Source organism: Prolixibacter bellariivorans ATCC BAA-1284 (genome assembly GCF_000621705.1).
GTDB lineage: Bacteria > Bacteroidota > Bacteroidia > Bacteroidales > Prolixibacteraceae > Prolixibacter > Prolixibacter bellariivorans.
Genome location: NZ_JHXO01000008.1, coordinates 99,222 through 113,684, shown reverse-complemented (window position 1 = coordinate 113,684; position 14,463 = coordinate 99,222). Strand labels below are relative to the sequence as shown.

Genomic DNA, 14,463 nt, shown 5'->3' with positions numbered 1-14,463 from the left:
AGCTTCCGGCTCCATCACCAACGAAGGCTGGGCTGCCGGTTGGCGTTTCCAGTTCGCTTTTTCCACTTCCGCCGAAGTTTCTTTGCCGAACACCAGGGGCAAGGTCACCCGGAAGCAGCTGCCTTTGCCCGGCGCGCTCTCCACGGTGATGGTGCCGTTTTGCAACTTCACATATTCATTCACCAATGCGAGCCCAATGCCGCTTCCCTGGTTATAATCGGAGCCGTTGGTCTCATCCTGGAAGAAGCGCTCGAAAATGCGTTGTTGTTTTTCTTCAGGAATACCGATTCCGGTGTCACTGACGCTGATTTCGATGGAGGGATGTTCTTTTTCATTTAATCGAACATCCACATGCACATCGCCGTTTTCGGAGGTGTATTTGAAGGCATTGGACAGCAGGTTCAGGAGAATTTTTTCCAGCTTGTCGTGGTCGAAATACGCGGTGATATTTTCCACATCGGTCTGGAAATAGAGATGAATATTCTTTTTCTCCGAGAGGTCGGAAAACGATTCGGTGGTTTCGCGAATGAAACGGACAATTTCGCCTTCACTCGGTCGGAGCTTAATCTCCTGGAATTCCAGTTTCCGGAAATCGAGTAGCTGGTTCACCAGGCTGAGCAAACGCCGGCTGTTGCGGTAAATAAGTTGCAGGTGTTTCTGCTCTTCGTTGCCTTTCGCTTTTTGCAACAATTGCTCGATGGGCGTGATGATAAGCGTGAGCGGCGTACGGAACTCGTGACTGATATTCGTGAAGAAACGGAGTTTCAGCATATCGAGGTCGTGAAGGCGGCGCGCCTTGATTTTTTCCCGCTCGATCTCGAATTTTTCCTGCTCCCGCCTGATGATCCGTTGACGCCATAGCCAGATGATGAGCAGGATAATGAGCACGTAGGCGACATAAGCGTAAATCGTTTGCCAGAAAGGAGGGAGGATGTTAATTTTCAGGGTCGCACCTTCCTGGTTCCAGTAGCCATTATTGTTCGATGCCCTGACGCGCAAAGTGTATTCGCCCGGGTCGAGGTTGGTGAACGTGGCCCGGCGATTCTTCCAGTCGGTATAAATCCAGCTGTTGTTAAAACCTTCCAGCTTGTAGGCAAACTGGTTCTTTTCCGGATGGAAATAACTTAGCGTAGAGAAGGCCACCGAGAAGAAGTTTTCGGCGTGCTTCAGCGTAATTTCTTTGGTGTCGATGATGGATTGGGGCAGCAAAATGCGCCGGTTGAATCTTTCTCCCACCTGTATGGTTCGGTTGAAAACCTGCAGGTTGGTGAACACCACTTTGGGAATATTCTTGTTTTCTACCAGATTACCCGGGTTAAAGAAGTTAATGCCATTTGGGCCGCCGAAGAAAAGCTGGCCGTTGCTGGTAACATAAGCAGCCCGCTCGTTAAACTCTTTGGCCTGTAACCCGTCTTCGTCGTCGTACAATTTAATGCGCATGGAAAAATCGGAAACATGGTCGCCCTTTTCGACGACTTGAACCAAGCCTTTGGTGGTTCCCAGCCAGATATTGTGTTGATGGTCTTCTACTATTGAAACGATGTTGTTCGTCGGTAAGCCGTTGCTCTTCAAAATACGCCTGAACTGGCCGGTGTGCTCGTCGTATACATTCAGGCCTTCTGGTGTTCCTGCCCAAATCCATCCGCGCGAATCGGCTAATAAGCAATTCACTGTATTGTTGCTCAGCGTGGTGGTATCCTTGTCGGTGTGAAGCAGGTTGCTGAATGTACGGGTTTCCGGGTTAAAGATGCTCAGGCCGTCGGGTGTGCCAATCCACAGGCGGTTTTGGTTGTCTTCGGCCAACGAAATGATAACGTTGGAGATAATGGAATTTTCGCTGCCGGTGCGGAAATGCTGAAAGCTTTCCGTGTTGCGATCAAACCGGTCGAGCCCGCTGCCCAGCGTTCCTATCCAGAGATTGTTAAATGAGTCTTCGTATATCGTCCAGATATTGTTATTGGAGATACTGGTCGAATCTTTTGGATCGTGCGTGTAATGAGTGAATTTTTTTCCGTCGAAACGGTTAAGGCCACCGAAGTAGGTCCCAATCCAGAGTTTGTTTTCGTGATCGATAAAAAGCGAAACAATTACGTCATTGGAGAGACTGTTCGGGTCATCGTCATGATGAACGTAATGGGTAAATTTTCCGGTTTTCCTGTTATAGTAGTTCAGTCCGCCGCCATTGGTTCCAATCCACAAATTCCCTTTTTTGTCCTCGGTAAAGCAGTTGATGTCGCCGAAGTTCAGACCATTTGCACTTTGAGGTGTATACCGGATGGTGTTGAACAGGATCAGGTTTTTGTGATAATAACTGATTCCCTCTTTGTAGGTTCCAATCCAAATAATCCCTTCGCTGTCGCGGAACATGGCCGTGAGACTATTGTGGGCAATGCTGTGGACGTTGTAGGTTTCGTGTGTCAGGTACCGCACACTGAAATCTTTTTTATCGAGCAGGTTGATACCTCCGTGGTCGGTGGCTATCCAGATGTTGTCATCTGAGTCCTGCGTGATACCGGTAATGATGTTGGTGTTGGTATGAGTGGGCCTGGAAGTCTGGTCGATGTGAACAAGCTTTCCGGTGGCAGGCTCATAATAGAAAAGGCCGATGGCATGACCCTGTGTTGAAATCCAGATATCGTCATCGTTGTCAATGAATATGCGGCAGTTCAATTGTTCTCCGGGATATAGGTCATGTAAGAAGCTGGCCTGAATCTTCGCATTCATACTCCCTTTGGGCTTCATTTCCAGATAGCCATCCTGATGAATGAGCCATAGGTTGCCTTTTGAGTCTTCGGCCATGGCAGTCACATCGGAGGTTGCTTTAACACCATTCCTATTGGCGAGATGTTTTACCGGAGCAATATCCTGATGAAGCGTGTCGAAGCGAAATACTCCGTAATCGCTGGTCATTAGCCAACTCTGGCTTTCACTGTCGGTGAAAAGATTGATGAAATGATTGATGAATTCCGGATGTTTTCGCAGTACAGGAGAATTGGAAAACGAGAAAGTCTCGGTTTTCGGGTCGTATACGTTGAAGCCGGTTTGGGTTCTGACCCATAGTTTTCCATCGCAGTCCTGTTTGATTGCCGCGATGATGTTGTTGTCAATCGATGTACTGTCGGACGGATGATGTGTGAAAATCTTGACGGAATAGCCATCATAGCGATTCAGACCCGAATTGGTTCCGAACCACATGAAGCCCTGTTTGTCGCGCAAAATACACGTAACGTGATTGTTCGATAATCCGTTGGTGTTGTTTATCTGGGCAAAGTTGTATTGTTTCTGTTGAGAAAATGCGGAAACACTTGAAAATACAGTGATAAGCAGGATTAGGATCAGGTTGGTGAATCTGGTTTTCACAGGCCGGCTTTTACTTGATTCAGTTCCGCAATTTAATAAAAGGTTGGTATTTCCTGAAATATTCGGAATAAACGCGGATGATATTCTCTGAGATGAATAGATCAGCGGTTTTGTTGTTAGGATGTTGTACCGGAATGAAGTCCTTCTTTCTGTTGCAAAACAGACCGAAAACTCCATCCCGGGATTTGTTACTGGGCCTTTTAGCCGAGTTGAAAATCTTATTTTAAATTGTTCGTCTTTTCTTTCTGAAGGAATAGATGAGAGAGTCGAGGCTGATTTTTCCAGGCCCCATGATGAAAAGAGTGAGCAGCATAAGCAGGTAGTAAAGCGGAATCTCAAATCCATTGTCTCCTGCAGCAAAGCCATGTTGCCAATGGACGGTTTTGATGGCTACAAACATCACAAACATGAGTGGAATGGTGATAATGCGTGTCCCCAATCCTAAGAATAACAAGATGACGCCCAGCGCTTCAGTCGAGGCGGCCAGGTAGGCATTCAATGCCGGCATCGGCATTCCCATATGAGAAAACCAGCTAATGATCCCGTCCATGTTGCTCCATTTCATTTTGGCCGGTCCAAAAAAACCATAGGCAAGGATGAGTCGAAGGAGAAGAAGTGGAAGCCATTTGGCTTTGCTGATAACTTCAACGAGCTGATGATACTTTTCGATTGTTTTCATACGTGAGAAAATTAATTTTTGACAGTTTGACGAGTAAAGAGCTGCTACCTTACAGGCTCGCGGGAAGTTTTTTTATCTCCTTCGCATTCCTTATCTTTTTATTCGGATGGAATTATGCTTTGAACGTCTTCGTTTCAGAATATTCATAACCAGCTTTAATCTCATGCTAATTCTAAATAAGTGGTGCGCTTTTTTCAATCCGGAACAGTTCCAGGGATGGGGCCGTAAAAGGCGTTACTTTGAGGGCTGGTATTATAAACTGGTAAATGCTGATGAGACCAGGGCTCTTGCTGTTATTCCGGGTATTGCAATGGATGAAACCGAAAAAAAGCAAGCCTTTATTCAGGTACTTGACGGACGAAAACATACTTCCCAATACTTTCGTTTCGATGCGGAACAGTTCCGGCCGCAGGCACGAAAATTCCAATTCTCGATTGCCGGCAATCATTTTTCAGCCGACACGATACATTTGGAATTGCCCGCCCTTTCGGGCGAATTGCATTTCTCGGGAATGGTGCCCTGGCCAAAGCCATGGTATTCGCCGGGAATTATGGGCCCTTATGCCTTCGTGCCTTTTATGGAATGTTACCATGGAATCGTCAGTATGGATCACAGCATCGGAGGGAATCTGCTGTTGGATGGTGAAGACATTGATTTTACGGGTGGACGGGGCTATACCGAAAAGGATTGGGGACGGTCGTTTCCCAGCGCTTACGTCTGGATGCAATCCAATCACTTTTCCCGTCCGGGAGTTTCGTTGAAAGTTTCAGTTGCGAAGATTCCCTGGATACGAAAAGCTTTTGTAGGATTCATTGCCGGTTTGTGGCTGGACGGGCGGTTGATTCGTTTTACGACATACAATAAATCTATTTTACGCAAGTCTTCGGTCTCTGCGGAAATGGTTGAATTGATCATTGAAAACCCGAGCTACCGGCTCGTTATTCGTGCTTACCGGGAAAAAGCTACAGAACTGGCTTCACCTATTCATGGATTTATGGAGGGACGGATTGAAGAAAGCATGACTTCGACCATTGATGTGGAGTTGCTCGATAGAAAAAGAAAGATGATAATATTTAAGGATACCGGGCGAAATGCCGGTCTGGAGGTAGCCGGAAACATTCAGGAAATTATCCTCTGATAACTTTACGGACAAAGTGCCATATTTTTGTTTACTTCACCTCCGGAGAATGACGAAATGCAATCGATTTTATGAAACTTCCCGATATACGCAACGATAATGTAGCCCGTTTCCTCGATAGCGCGGCTGTTGTTCAGGAAACTGCTGAACAAATTATGAAGGATTTTGCCATGTTTGGCATTACCATTACTTTTTCAGGAAATACTGCTCAGGCTTATCGGGAATTGCACGAGCAACTGGTTGATCAGATTCGCCATTTGCTGGCTAATGACTATCAGCGATTATTGTCGGTGCTGTACCAGGTGGATATTACGCAAAGGGAGATAACACGTGCCGGCTTGGAATTGCCCGATTACAACGAGATGGAGGTATTGGCACATCAGATTATTGTGCGTGATTTGAAAAAAGTGCTCACACGACGCTATTTCAAATCGCAGAAGTAAGATTCAACTTCAAACGAACCGTATATAAACACAAATGGGAACCATTCAGTGAAGAATAGTTCCCATTTCGCTGTTGAAGTTTGCACTTCACAGTGTCAGGTTACGGTTATTGTGGCCGGCTACAGGATCGTCCGAAGACTTTCGTGCAACCCTTGGCTCTTGGACAATGTCTGTTACAACATCATCTTCAAGCTGTCCCTTCGGCATCCCGGGAGGACACCTTCCCGGACGAAGCTTCTTTCGGGCTATCTCTGATTTCCTGTTCCGAAGAACAGTCCAACAGGCGATGAAGACGTCTTGGGAAATGAATCCTTTTTTTTCATCTTCTTTCTGCAACATTAACCGGAGTTGCTGCTACAGAGCCTTCTGATTCAGTTTTAGAATGAACGTTTCCGTTTGTCTGCGACCGACTGGTAGTTCGATTGGATGTTACTCCTTTCGCTTTCCAGGCTTCAGCTCCTTCAACAAGCAGGTTTTGCAACCTGTACGATCGGATTCGAGCCCCAATTAAGTGACTTTTTTCTTCTCCTTGTTTCCGGTGCGACCTTTTATCGCTCACCTGATATATGCAAGTTACAATGTTTTATTTATCAGGCAAGTGTTTTTGGCAAAACAAAATCAACGAAAAACGAACAGAAGATATGAACAATTGTTGATAACGTATATGTGCTCAATAAATAAAGGTGTTTTGCCGTGTTGTTGCGTCGGTGATTTTGCTTCAAACCTGTTCTTCTACCAGAAAATTATTTTTTTACAATGGTAATTCGACCTTCTTTTTGGGGATGTAATCTTTTGCCCGTAAGGGCATAATGTCTCAAAGCTTCGTAATCGGTTACCGCATTTGGATTGTTTTCACCAATGATAATCTCAAATTGGTCGGGAGTTCGTCTCAGAATATAGTTATTGAGTACAACAGAAATTGAATCATTAGGGGGTAATGGAACTTGATTTCTGAAAATGGTTAAAGAATCTTTAGTTGAATTATACGTATAACGGATGCCGGAAACCTGGAACAGTTGTCCTGTTTTGCTATTCACATTGGCTTTTATCATCTTCTTCAGCTGGTTTCCGGTCATTTTTACCAGGCAAAGTTTATTTCCAAAAGGCAACAGCGAACGTGCATCCTTTAACGTAAATGTTCCCGGCGGAATATCGGCCCGAATGCCGCCGCCATTGATGAGTGCTACGTCGGAATGGTAGGCTGCCCGAAAAGCATCAGTAATCAAATTCCCGGCGGCACTTTCTCCGGTTATGCCTTTCCGGAAGGAGAGTGGCATCTCTAATTGTGCCAGTGGCTCTGAAAGTTTCCGATTCATGTCGTTCCGGTAGTATACTTCCAGTTCGCGCAATTCGGAATTTGAAGAAATCGTTGAATCAAGTGGAATTATTTCGATGGTCGGTCTTCCGGTTTTTCGGAGAATAACATGGGCGACTGAACTCATATTCCCGGCAGGTGATATGATAGGACGTTTCCCTTCGAAAAATACGTTGCTGTTGTATTCGTGTTCTTCTTCCGTGAAAACGAGGTCAATCTGAGGAAATGCTTTCAGTAATTTGCGATTAGTGTTCAGGTCGGTTTGTGTAATGGCGATTACCCTATCGGGATGATGTGATTCTATTTGTGGGAGGATTTCGGATATCGCTTTTTGCATATCTTCTTGAATTACATCACCATCGTTCAGCGTTGTATTCATGGCGTCCGTCAATCCGATAAAAGCGAGTCGAATACCTTGAAAATCCTTGATGACAAAGCGGGGGACATTCGCGAACGGTTTCCCGGAAGGAGCTTGAAGATTGGAGGAAATCCACTGAAAGTGTGAACGCCTGACCAGCGAATCGGCATGAACTGAACCAAAATCAAATTCGTGCTGCCCAAAATTACACAGATCGAGCGGAATTTGATTGAAGGCTTTAATCATTGGCCATCCTTTGTACATTCCGCCAAACAGAACGCCTCCAGCCAGGTCTCCACCTTGAATAAGAAAGGTGTTTGGATTTTCTTTGCGGAGGCTGTCGGTAAGTGTTTTCAATCGGGCAACACCGCCACGGCCGCCGGGAACATCCAATACGGGAAATATTCTGTGGGCATCTGTGAAATAGAGTAAATCAACTTCCTGAGCTTTTGTTTGTGTTGTTAGTCCAATGATTATTAGCAGGAAAAAGGAAAGAGTTTGTCTCATGACTGAATTAGCATGTTTTTGCAGCGAAAATAGAAAAAAAGGAGATAGTGGGAGAGATAAATGAGATAGATAATAAAAACCAAAGGGGGGAGGGACGGGTGAGGCTATAATACACAAATGGGAACCATTCGGAGGAATAGTTCCCATTTCGCTGTTGAAGTTTACACTTCACAGTGTCAGGTTACGGTTATTGTGGTTGGCTACATAATCATCCGAAGACTTTCATATAACCTGTGGCTTTTGTACGACACCTGTTACAGCGTCATCTTCAAGCTGTCCATTCGATATCCCGAAGAATACCTTCCCGGACGAAGCATCTTTCAGACTATCTCTGTTTTCTTGTTCCGAAGAACCGTCTGACAGTCGATGAAATGGAACGGGAAATAAATCCTTTTTTCCAACTTCTTTCTGCAGGCATTAACCGGAGTTGCTGCCGCAGAGTCTTGAGATTCAGTTTTAGAATGAACGTTTCCGTTTATCTGTGACCGACTGGTAGTTCGATTGGATGTTACTCCGTTCGCTTTCCAGGCTTCAGCTCCTTCAACAAGCAGGTTTTGCAACCTGAACGATCGGAATCGAGCCTCAATTAAGTGGCTTTTTTCTTCTCCTTGTTTCTGGCGCGACCTTTTTATCGCTCACCTGATGTATGCAAATTACAATGTTTTATTTATCAGGCAAGTGTTTTTGGCAAAACAAAATCAACGAAAAACGAACAGGAGATATCAACAATTGTTAGTAAGTGTCTTCATGCCTTTATCCGTGGGGGTTTTAGTTCGGGATTTCAGGCTCTAATTCGATAATTTAGTCTAAACGAGGATTTTGTCGCCTCGATTTTTTCTCCGAATGTTGTTTCTTCGTTTCTAATCTCCGGCGGCGCGAGGCCATTGTTGGGCGGGTAGCTCTCCTTTTTTTTTGCGGAGTTAGTGCCCGATTGATGAGACGATAGAACCGATCGATTACTTTTTCCTTGTTTTTCAGTTGCGAACGTTCGTTCTGTTCAGTCAGTATCAGTTCTCCTTCCTTGTTAATCCGGTTCGCTAATTTGCGCATCAATACGCTTTTCTCTTCCGGCGATAACAATACCGATGACTCGACGTGGAAGCGCAATTCCACTTTTGTGTTTACCTTATTTACATTTTGCCCACCTGCTCCGCTGCTTCGTGAAGCACTAAATTTTAGTTCCGCTATGAAATTGCGATGGGATAACATGATACTGCTGATTTGTTGGCAAAGATAATGGTTCGTTTGATGATTCGTAGCAAGAATTCTTTTGTTTTCCTCCGGTAGCTTATTTCTAATTTAACAATAATTCGATTCTATTAATGTTTTTTAAACTGGTCGATGTAAACTTGTTATTCGGGCAAATTGTTTTTCTATTGTTTTAAAATGAATGTCTTATGAACGGAAACAATACAGTGGAACCGGAATTTAATAATCTGACCATTGATGAACTAAAGGAGAAGCTCCAAACTTCCGAAAAAGGCTTGTCCTCCGAAGAAGCTACCAAGCGATTGAGTCAATACGGGCCAAACAGTTTAAATGAACACAAACAACATCCTATCGTCAAATTTCTCAGAAGCTTCTGGGGCCCCATTCCCTGGATGATTGAGATTGCTGCTATCCTCTCGGCGGTGATTCATCACTGGGAAGACTTTTGGATTATTTCCACATTGTTGGTGCTGAATGCCGTGGTTGGCTTTTGGCAGGAGCATAAGGCTGATAACGCCATTGAATTGCTGAAGAAGAAACTGGCGTTAAAATCCAGGGTTATCCGTGACGGAAAATGGCAGGAAATTCCAGCCGGCCAATTAGTTCCCGGCGATATCATTCGGTTGCGGCTGGGAGATGTGGTGCCGGCCGATGCGAAGTTGACCAAGGGTGACTACCTGCAGTTGGATGAGTCGTCCCTGACCGGTGAATCATTACCGGTAGAGAAAAAGTCGTCGGATATGGCTTATTCCGGTGCAGTGGTAAAGCAAGGCGAGATGAATGGGATTGTGACTGCGACCGGTATGAATACCTTTTTTGGCAAAACCGCCAAACTGGTTCAGGAAGCTAAAACAACCAGTCACTTCCAGCGGGCGGTGATTAAAATCGGTAATTACTTGATTGTTTTCGCTTTCGTGTTAGTTTCACTCATTTTTATCGTTTCCCTCTTCCGGGGAGAAAGCATGCTGCATTTTATCCAGTTTGCCCTGGTGTTAATGGTAGCTGCGATTCCAGCGGCTATGCCGGCGGTGCTTTCGGTCACGATGGCGGTTGGAGCTTCGGCGCTTGCGCGGAAGGAGGCCATTGTTAGTCGATTGGCATCCATTGAGGAGATGGCTGGGATGGATATTCTCTGTTCAGATAAAACCGGAACTATCACTAAAAATGAGCTGACGTTGGCAGAGGTGGTTCCCTTTGATAAATTCACCGGCAATGATGTACTCGTACTGGGCACCTTAGCTTCCAGTGAGGAAGATCACGACCCCATTGACAGTGCCATTATCGAGCATACGCTGGCTGATGAAACCAATAAAAATACTTTAAATGAACTTGAGGTAACTGATTTCAAGCCTTTCGATCCGGTCATCAAACACACCGAGTCGACCGTGAAGGAGGGTTCATCTACTTTTCAGGTGGCCAAAGGCGCCCCACAGGCTATCCTTTCGTTGATGAAACATCCCGAAAAGGTGGAAGAGCAGGTGAATAATCAGGTGGAGGCTTTCGCTGAAAAAGGATACCGTGCCCTGGGTGTTGCGCGCACCGATAAACGTGGGAACTGGACGTATGCTGGGATGATTCCATTGTACGATCCGCCCCGAGAAGATTCGGCTGAAACGATTAAAACGGCTCAGGAGATGGGAGTAGAGGTGAAGATGATCACCGGCGACCATACGGCTATCGCGAAAGAGACCGCTAGCATGGTTGGTCTGAAAACGAATATCAAAGGGGTAGATGCCATCATGCAAAAGTCCGATCGCGTGGCGTTAAAAGAGATTGAAGAATCGAACGGTTTTGCGCAGGTTTTCCCGGAACACAAATACCACATTGTGGAAATCCTCCAAAACAACGATCACATCGTGGGGATGACCGGTGACGGTGTAAATGACGCTCCTGCACTAAAGAAAGCAGATGTGGGAATTGCTGTTGCCGGAGCGACCGATGCTGCTAAGTCAGCTGCATCGATTGTCCTAACGAAACCTGGCTTGTCGGTTATTATTGATGCGATTAAAGAGAGCCGGAAGATTTTCCAGCGCATGAATAACTATTCCATTTACCGGATTGCTGAAACCATTCGTGTGCTGTTGTTCATTACGTTGTCCATCATTGCTTTCAACTTTTACCCGGTTTCGGCATTGATGATTGTTTTGCTGGCATTGCTGAATGATGCGCCGATTATGACCATTGCCGTCGACAATGTGAAATACTCCCGCACACCGGACAAATGGAATATGCGTACCACATTAGGTATCGCCACATTCCTTGGCCTGATTGGTGTACTTTTCACGTTCGGAATGTTGTTCATCGGGAAAGAGATGTTGCATTTGAGCAATGCGGTTCTGCAACCTTTCATTTATCTGAAGTTATCGGTAGCCGGACAATTGACGGTATTCATGGCCCGAACCAAAGGTCACTTCTGGTCGGTGAAACCATCCAAAGCCCTGTTGCTGGCTATTATCAGTACGCAAATTGTCGCTACGCTGATTACGGTGAATGGTTTTTTGATGCCGGCAATGGGTTGGAAACTGGCCGCGTTGATTTGGGGTTACGCTTTGCTGGAACTGGTTATTACCGATGCGTTGAAAGTACAAATGCTGAAAGTACTGGACCACTCCAATGTGCGGTTCCGGAATTACAAACACTGGGGTAGGCGTTCACGCTAAAAAAAAAGTTCATTCGCCGGTAACCAGAACTACTTCCTGCTGTGTGTTATGCACAGGGGAGTAGTTGATTTTCCGGACAAACCGGTCGCGATGTCTTAGCAATCGTTTCTGAGTCCGATAAAAGGCATGGCAATTTTTGGGCGAAATCATTTTCAGCTGTTGCCGGGCAAGTGAAAACGCTGCCAGCTCGCGGTGAATTTCGACCGAGAGGCAGGCGTCATTTATATCGTTGACCGGATCGAGTAATTGGAGCAAGCGCCGCATATTATCATTTTTTGCGCTCAGCCATTTTCGGTATTCCGGATAACTGTAATGCAACCATTTAACTTTCTGCAATGGTTTGAGAATAAAATTTACAAATTCCAAAATCTTGCTGCGCCGTTTGCCCCAGCCAGCGTTATTTCGGATGAGATCGTTAATCGCCCACCAAAGCAGTGTTCGTAACCATTTTTCCCTTTCGGGAGAAAGTTGATTTATCTGTTGCAGCGCTTCATGATAATCTTCCTTCTCCAGATAATGTTCTTCATAATCGAGTCCGGGAAGATCGTCGAAGTCTTCTTTTTGTTCATTGATATGATCGCCAAAGAAATAGAATCCTTGACATCGCCGGCAACGAATCAGAAATGGATCTTTGCCATAGGCTCCGCTAATTACATCGGTTTTTCCGTCGGTAAATGTCTCCGAGTCGAATATGGTTCCGGACATTACCTGATAATGTCGCGAGATTAATCCACAATGCGGACATTGAATCGTTACAGGTTCGAGTATCATACTTCAAGCTTAAATAAATTCGTTAGGTGTGTGAGGTGGTTGTTGAGTGGAACGAACCTCGGAGTCGTCGAATGCATCGAAATCGTGTTCAGGGAATCTTTCGCAACTAACCCGGTAATGGCACCTCATATTGCACTTGCCGGTTACTTTGGAGATAATGTGGATGATCATGTGGATGATCATGTGTTTCAAATTCAATATTAGCGGTTAGTCGGCCATTTTCAGTGCCAGCCACAGGCAATACAATCCGTATCCCAGTGCCCATCCGTATTGCATCCAGTTAAATTCGGCATCATTCAATTGATCCAGTGTTTGCGGGATGGCTATGGTGATGAAGCCATAAATGAACGCGTAAAGTTTATATCGGAATCGGTTCCCGTAGTAAAGTCCTTCGATTACACCGGAGATATAAATCGGGAAAATGAGGAAATTAATGAGCGTGCCAACGGTACCAAAATTAGAAGCCGTCCACCAGGTCCAGTTCAGAATCAGGTCGCCCAACCATCCCAAAATCACAAAAGCAACGACAAAAGCGATGGAGAGAAACACCAGCACCAAATAACTCATGATAAATCCCAGGTTCTCCTCGGGATGGTAAGTGTTAACCGGTGTTACCCGTCGGACGTTTCTCCGAATGATTCTTCCGTCAGGCCCAATGGTCATGACTAACAGTTGAGTTTCCACAATAGGGACATTCCGACCGCTTTTGCACTTCGATGCTGGTGGTAACCTGAAGCGGATAGGAAAACATTTCTGCCTGTTTTCCGCCTATTTCGGGTTTGTTAGTGTTCGCTACCAGTGTAAACTGAGTTAAATTATCCAGGACTCTGGGAATATACGTTTCGTCGTTTCTGTTCAGCAAATCAAGCGAGATCTTGATGCCAATATTCGTCACGAAACTGATATCGGCGGAAATACCCGGCATGAAATGAACTTTCGTTAAATCTTCTTCCGTCGTGTAAAATCGCCGGTTCACCGATTGCCTTCCTGACAATTCGCCTAATGCATTAGTAAAACAGTGATAGCAAGCCAGATTTTCATTTTCGGGATACCAGTAAAATATCTCGCCGGCAAAAGCCCGTTCCCAAAAACCAATACTCACCATCGGGAAACCATAATAGGTGGCCAGTTTACTGGCATAAAGATCGCCTTGCCGGTTATCGGCGCAACCAACAATAATGGTATCGGGTGTACAGAATGCCTCGAAAGTTTTTCCGGGTACGTTTTCAATTATGGTACATTCCTGTTGAACATCGGCACCTGGATTAATGAGATGGATACGATCGGCTACCGCTGCGGTTTTGTACCTGCCGACATCGGCGATGTTGCATTGATGCCGGCAAATATTGGCGTAATCAAGTGTGTCATTGTCAACCAGCAAAAAATGACCAACTCCAGCCCGGGCTAATTCCAGGGCGACCAGGCTTCCCACTGAACCACACCCTGAAATAATTGCCTTTCTGTTTTTCATGACGGAAGTCTCCAGAATGCCGGTATTTCGCGAAAAAACATCTAATTCCAGTGTGTAGGGAATGGTTTCACAAGGGGTGAACTGATCGGAAACATAACGAAAAAAGCAGGTTTCATTTTCTTCCTGAAAGCCCAGGATGCGCTCATTAGTGGATAAAAGAGCCCAGTAATTATCCTGTTCCACTAAAAATCCGATGAGCTCCATTGGGTATTTCATGAGAAGTTCTGAAATGGGCGATTGAAAACGGGAGTATACCAACTTCTGTGTATCCGGCCCCATCCATAAACCGATTTCGTTGGCTCCGATTCGGTTGAAAAACGGATAGAGAAGAGCGGAAGAACTGTTTCCAAAGGGCGCAAAATCGACAATATTGCTCACGGCCGTTTCCGGGAAAAAATAACCCACGAGGCTTAAATCTTCACTAAGGCGTTTTTGGGGTAGCGGCGGAGTATAAACCCTGGCTTTTAATGCTTCTGTAGTTGGAGAAGCTAGCTTGCTAAGCTTTTGACGCCGTTGTTTCCGGCTGAGTTTGCTTTGGGGTATTTTCATACG

9 protein-coding genes and 1 pseudogene are annotated in these 14,463 nt (G+C 45.4%); 3 read left to right on the top strand and 7 right to left on the bottom strand.

All coding sequences use genetic code 11. The annotated features are described in order from the left end of the window. Positions 1 to 105: 105 nt before the first annotated feature. Positions 106 to 3,537 (bottom strand): annotated as a pseudogene (locus T426_RS0110500) (ligand-binding sensor domain-containing protein); the annotation flags it as partial. Positions 3,538 to 3,583: 46 nt separating this feature from the next. Then, complete coding sequence (locus T426_RS0110495; RefSeq protein ID WP_051568975.1) at positions 3,584 to 4,039, bottom strand: HvfX family Cu-binding RiPP maturation protein; 456 nt, start codon at positions 4,037 to 4,039, stop codon at positions 3,584 to 3,586. A gap of 163 nt (positions 4,040 to 4,202) precedes the next feature. Between T426_RS0110495 and T426_RS0110490 the strand changes: the two genes are divergently transcribed. Further along, positions 4,203 to 5,177: a tocopherol cyclase family protein gene (locus T426_RS0110490; RefSeq protein ID WP_027585659.1), complete on the top strand. Its 975-nt coding sequence runs from the start codon at positions 4,203 to 4,205 to the stop codon at positions 5,175 to 5,177. Between the two features lie 71 nt (positions 5,178 to 5,248). Next, a complete protein-coding gene (locus tag T426_RS0110485) occupies positions 5,249 to 5,620 on the top strand; it encodes a hypothetical protein (protein WP_025866232.1) in 372 nt (123 codons plus the stop codon). 743 nt (positions 5,621 to 6,363) lie between these two features. On the opposite strand, the gene T426_RS0110470 is transcribed toward T426_RS0110485, so the two are convergent. Both T426_RS0110470 and arfB read right to left on the bottom strand, forming a co-directional pair. Beyond that, positions 6,364 to 7,800 (bottom strand): bifunctional metallophosphatase/5'-nucleotidase, encoded by a 1,437-nt coding sequence (locus T426_RS0110470; protein WP_027585658.1) that lies wholly within the window; start codon positions 7,798 to 7,800, stop codon positions 6,364 to 6,366. Between the two features lie 801 nt (positions 7,801 to 8,601). Continuing rightward, positions 8,602 to 9,009, bottom strand: coding sequence for an alternative ribosome rescue aminoacyl-tRNA hydrolase ArfB (gene arfB, locus T426_RS0110465; RefSeq protein WP_036985083.1), 408 nt, complete (start codon positions 9,007 to 9,009; stop codon positions 8,602 to 8,604). 188 nt (positions 9,010 to 9,197) lie between these two features. On the opposite strand from arfB, the gene T426_RS0110460 reads away from it, so the two are divergent. Beyond that, on the top strand, positions 9,198 to 11,669 hold the full coding sequence (locus T426_RS0110460; protein ID WP_051568974.1) for a plasma-membrane proton-efflux P-type ATPase: 2,472 nt from the start codon (positions 9,198 to 9,200) through the stop codon (positions 11,667 to 11,669). A 9-nt stretch (positions 11,670 to 11,678) separates the two neighbouring features. Here the strand turns inward: T426_RS0110460 and T426_RS0110455 are convergent, their stop codons facing one another. The 3 genes from T426_RS0110455 to T426_RS25090 form a co-directional block, all read right to left on the bottom strand. After that, positions 11,679 to 12,440: a hypothetical protein gene (locus tag T426_RS0110455; protein ID WP_148303868.1), complete on the bottom strand. Its 762-nt coding sequence runs from the start codon at positions 12,438 to 12,440 to the stop codon at positions 11,679 to 11,681. 207 nt (positions 12,441 to 12,647) lie between these two features. Continuing rightward, positions 12,648 to 13,103 (bottom strand): hypothetical protein, encoded by a 456-nt coding sequence (locus tag T426_RS0110450; RefSeq protein ID WP_025866131.1) that lies wholly within the window; start codon positions 13,101 to 13,103, stop codon positions 12,648 to 12,650. Next, on the bottom strand, positions 13,087 to 14,460 hold the full coding sequence (locus T426_RS25090; protein ID WP_051568973.1) for a HesA/MoeB/ThiF family protein: 1,374 nt from the start codon (positions 14,458 to 14,460) through the stop codon (positions 13,087 to 13,089). Before T426_RS25090 ends, T426_RS0110450 begins: the two co-directional genes overlap by 17 nt. Positions 14,461 to 14,463: the final 3 nt, after the last annotated feature.

Coding starts and splice junctions, on each gene's coding strand:
- T426_RS0110495 (WP_051568975.1), bottom strand. CDS start 4,039: ATGAAAACAATCGAAAAGTATCATCAGCTCGTTGAAGTTATCAGCAAA.
- T426_RS0110470 (WP_027585658.1), bottom strand. CDS start 7,800: ATGAGACAAACTCTTTCCTTTTTCCTGCTAATAATCATTGGACTAACA.
- T426_RS0110485 (WP_025866232.1), top strand. CDS start 5,249: ATGAAACTTCCCGATATACGCAACGATAATGTAGCCCGTTTCCTCGAT.
- T426_RS0110460 (WP_051568974.1), top strand. CDS start 9,198: ATGAACGGAAACAATACAGTGGAACCGGAATTTAATAATCTGACCATT.
- T426_RS0110455 (WP_148303868.1), bottom strand. CDS start 12,440: ATGATACTCGAACCTGTAACGATTCAATGTCCGCATTGTGGATTAATC.
- T426_RS25090 (WP_051568973.1), bottom strand. CDS start 14,460: ATGAAAATACCCCAAAGCAAACTCAGCCGGAAACAACGGCGTCAAAAG.
- T426_RS0110490 (WP_027585659.1), top strand. CDS start 4,203: ATGCTAATTCTAAATAAGTGGTGCGCTTTTTTCAATCCGGAACAGTTC.
- T426_RS0110450 (WP_025866131.1), bottom strand. CDS start 13,103: ATGACCATTGGGCCTGACGGAAGAATCATTCGGAGAAACGTCCGACGG.
- arfB (WP_036985083.1), bottom strand. CDS start 9,009: ATGTTATCCCATCGCAATTTCATAGCGGAACTAAAATTTAGTGCTTCA.